Origin of the sequence: Frankia sp. AiPs1, from assembly GCF_023716945.1 — a bacterium.
Classification (GTDB): Bacteria; Actinomycetota; Actinomycetes; order Frankiales; family Frankiaceae; genus Frankia.
Map to the genome: position 1 here is coordinate 1 of NZ_JAMQQF010000636.1, position 3,293 is coordinate 3,293.

1 protein-coding gene and 1 pseudogene are annotated in these 3,293 nt (G+C 74.4%); one reads left to right on the top strand and one right to left on the bottom strand.

Features of this window, described 5'->3' with window-relative positions; genetic code table 11:
• The coding region (locus ND748_RS28635; RefSeq protein WP_251749302.1) for a pyruvate carboxylase at positions 1-2,900 on the bottom strand (2,900 nt) is incomplete at its 3' end.
• A gap of 120 nt (positions 2,901-3,020) precedes the next feature.
• On the opposite strand from ND748_RS28635, the pseudogene ND748_RS28640 reads away from it, so the two are divergent.
• Positions 3,021-3,293 (top strand): annotated as a pseudogene (locus tag ND748_RS28640) (saccharopine dehydrogenase); the annotation flags it as partial.

The window sequence follows — 3,293 nt, forward strand, 5'->3', positions numbered from 1 at the left end:
GCCGGGTGGCGGCCGGCCAGCGCCCGCTCCCGGAACGGCTCGGCGAACCCGGCCGGCGGCGTGCCGAGCTCCCCGGCGAGGTAGCCCAGCACGCTCGCGGGCAGGTCGAAGCGCTCGGGATGCTCCCGCAGCGTGGCGACGTCCACCCCGCCGCCGACGAGGAACAACGCCAGATCGCCGACGACCTTGCTGGTCGGCGTGACCTTGATCGGCTTGCCGAGCAGCTCGTTGGCAACCGCGTACGCCTCCTGCACGGCCGGCCAGCGCTCCCCGAGCCCGAGGGCGATCGCCTGCTGACGCAGGTTGGTGAGCTGCCCGCCGGGGATCTCGTGCCGGTACACCGCCCCCGTCGGCGCCCGCAGGCCCGCCTCGAACGGCGCGTACAGGTCGCGCACCGCCTCCCAGTAGGCCTCCATCGACGACAGCGCCGACAGCGCGATCCCCGTCGCCCGCGGGGTGTGGTCGGTCGCGGCGACCAGGGCCGACATGTTCACCTGGCTGGTGCCGCCGGACATCGGCGCGGCGGCGGCGTCGACGGCGTCCACCCCGGCCGCGGACGCGGCGAGCAGGGTGGCGAGCTGCCCGCCGGCGGTGTCGTGGGTGTGCAGGTGGACGGGCCGGTCGAAGCGCGCGCGCAGGGCCGTGACCAGCGTGGCCGCGGCGGTGGGGCGCAGCAGCCCGGCCATGTCCTTGATCGCCAGCACGTGCACGCCGGCGGCGACGAGCTGCTCGGCGAGGCGCAGGTAGTAGTCGAGGGTGTAGATCTGCTCGCCGGGGTCGGACAGGTCGCCGGTGTAGCACAGGGTGCCCTCGGCGATCGCCGTGCCGGTCTCCAGGACCGCTTCGATCGCCGGGCGCATCTGTTCCATGTCGTTGAGCGCGTCGAAGATCCGGAAGATGTCGACGCCGGTCGCGGCGGCCTCGGCGACGAACGCCCGCACCACGTCGTCCGGGTACGGCGTGTAGCCGACCGCGTTGCGGCCGCGCAGCAGCATCTGCACGCACTGGTTCGGCGCGGTGGATCGCAGCGCCGCGAGCCGCTCCCACGGGTCCTCGGCCAGGAACCGCAGCGCCACGTCGTACGTCGCGCCGCCCCACGCCTCCAGGCTGAGCAGGTTCGGCGTCAGGGCGGCGAACGACGGCGCCGCCGCCAGGATGTCGAAGCTGCGCAGCCGGGTCGCCAGCAGCGACTGGTGGGCGTCGCGCAGCGTGGTGTCGGTGACGGCCAGCGCCTCCTGGGCGCGCAGCCGCGCCGCCCAGCCGGCGGGGCCGAGCTCGGTGAGCAACTGCCGCGAACCGGCGGGCACCGCGACGCCGGCGAGACCCCCGCCGGTCAGCCCCTGGCCGGTGCTGGCGCCGGTGCCGGTGCCGAGGCAGGCGGGCGAGCCGGGACCGATCGGCACTCCCTGTCCGTCGGGCAGCAGTGGCAGCTCGGGCAGCCGGGAGCGCGGGTCGACCAGGGCGTTCGCCGGTCGCCGGAAACCGTTGACGGTGCTCTCGGCGAGGCGGGCCAGCGTCCGGCTGGTCTGGTCGGTGCCCCGGCCGGGCAGCAGCAGCTCGGGGCGCTCGTCGATGAACGACGTCGTCACCCCGCCGGCGAGGAAGTCGGGGTCGGTCAGCACCCGGCCCAGGAAGTCGATGTTGGTGCGGACACCGCGGACCCGGAACTCGTTGAGGGCCCGACGCGCCCGCCTGGCCGCCTTCTCCAACGTGCTGCCCCGCGCGGTCAGCTTCACCAGCAGCGAGTCGAAGTAGGGGCTGATCTCCGCGCCGGCGTAGGTCGCGCCGTCGAGGCGGACGCCGGGGCCGCCCGGGGACTGGTAGAAGCTGATCGTCCCGGTGTCGGGTCGGAAGCCGTCCGCCGGATCCTCCGTCGTGACCCGGCACTGGATCGCGGTGCCGCGCAGCGCGATCTGCTCCTGGCCGAGGTTGAGGTCGGCGAGGCTCTCCCCGTCGGCGATGCGCAACTGGGCCGCGACGATGTCGACGCCGGTGACCTCCTCGGTGACCGTGTGCTCGACCTGGATGCGCGGGTTCATCTCCATGAACGTGTACCGGCCGTCGGCGCCGAGGAGGAACTCGACGGTGCCGGCGTTGACGTAGCCGACATGCTGGGCGAAGCGGACCGCGTCCGCGCAGATGCTCGCCCGCAGCGCCTCGTCCAGCATCGGCGCCGGGGCGATCTCGACGACCTTCTGATGGCGGCGCTGCACCGAGCAGTCCCGCTCGAACAGATGGATGATGTTGCCGTAGGAGTCGGCGAAGACCTGCACCTCGATGTGCCGAGGGCGATCGACCGCCTGCTCCAGGAACACCGTCCCGTCGCCGAACGCCGCCGCGGCCTCCCGGGAGGCGCTGGCCACCGCGTCGGCGAGGTCCGCCGCCCGCTCCACCCGCCGCAGGCCCCGCCCGCCCCCGCCGGCCGAGGCCTTCACGAACAGCGGGAACCCGACCTCCTCGGCCGCCTGCGCCGCGCCCTGCCCGTCCGGCAGCGGCGTCGACGCGCGCAGCACCGGCAGCCCGGCCGCCATCGCCGCGTTGCGCGCGGCGACCTTGTCCCCCGTCAGCCGCAGCACCGACGGCGGCGGCCCGACGAAGGTCACGCCCGCCGCCGCGCACGCCTCGGCCAGCACCGCCGACTCCGACAGGAAGCCGTAGCCGGGGTGCAGCGCGTCCGCCTCCGCCTGCTTGGCCACCGTGAGCAGCGCGTCGATGTCGAGGTAGCCCCGCACCGGATGACCCGGCCCGCCGAGCTCGTACGCTTCGGACGCCTTCGTCCGGTGCAGCGCGGAGACGTCCTCCGGGGTGTAGACCGCGACGGTGCGCAGCCCCAGTTCCTGAGCGGCTCGGAAGACGCGGACGGCTATCTCACTGCGGTTTGCGACCAGAACCTTACGCACGCGCGCCTCCTCCGGACGGGGTGCGCATCATTGTGAGGGGCTTGCACTCCCACGCGCCAAAGCAACGTGTCGGGGGTCACGATCGACAGTTCGGGCTAACGTCACCACAAGGACGGCGCTATCGAGAGCCAAGACGCGGCGGTGGCCGCGGCGGGCGGTGTCCCCACCCGGTCGGAGAACTTCATGCAGTCGCCGGACGCCGCGCCGCCGGGCCACGGCGCCGCGGCCGGGGACCGGCCGGGGAATCCGGCCGGTGACCTCGGGAACCCGCCCGGTCGCCCCGACCTCCCCGACCGATCGCCGGGGACCATCGTGGTGTTCGGGGCGACCGGCTACACGGGCCGGCTGGTCACCGCCGAGCTCGTCGCGGCCGGGCACCGCCCGGTGCTGGCC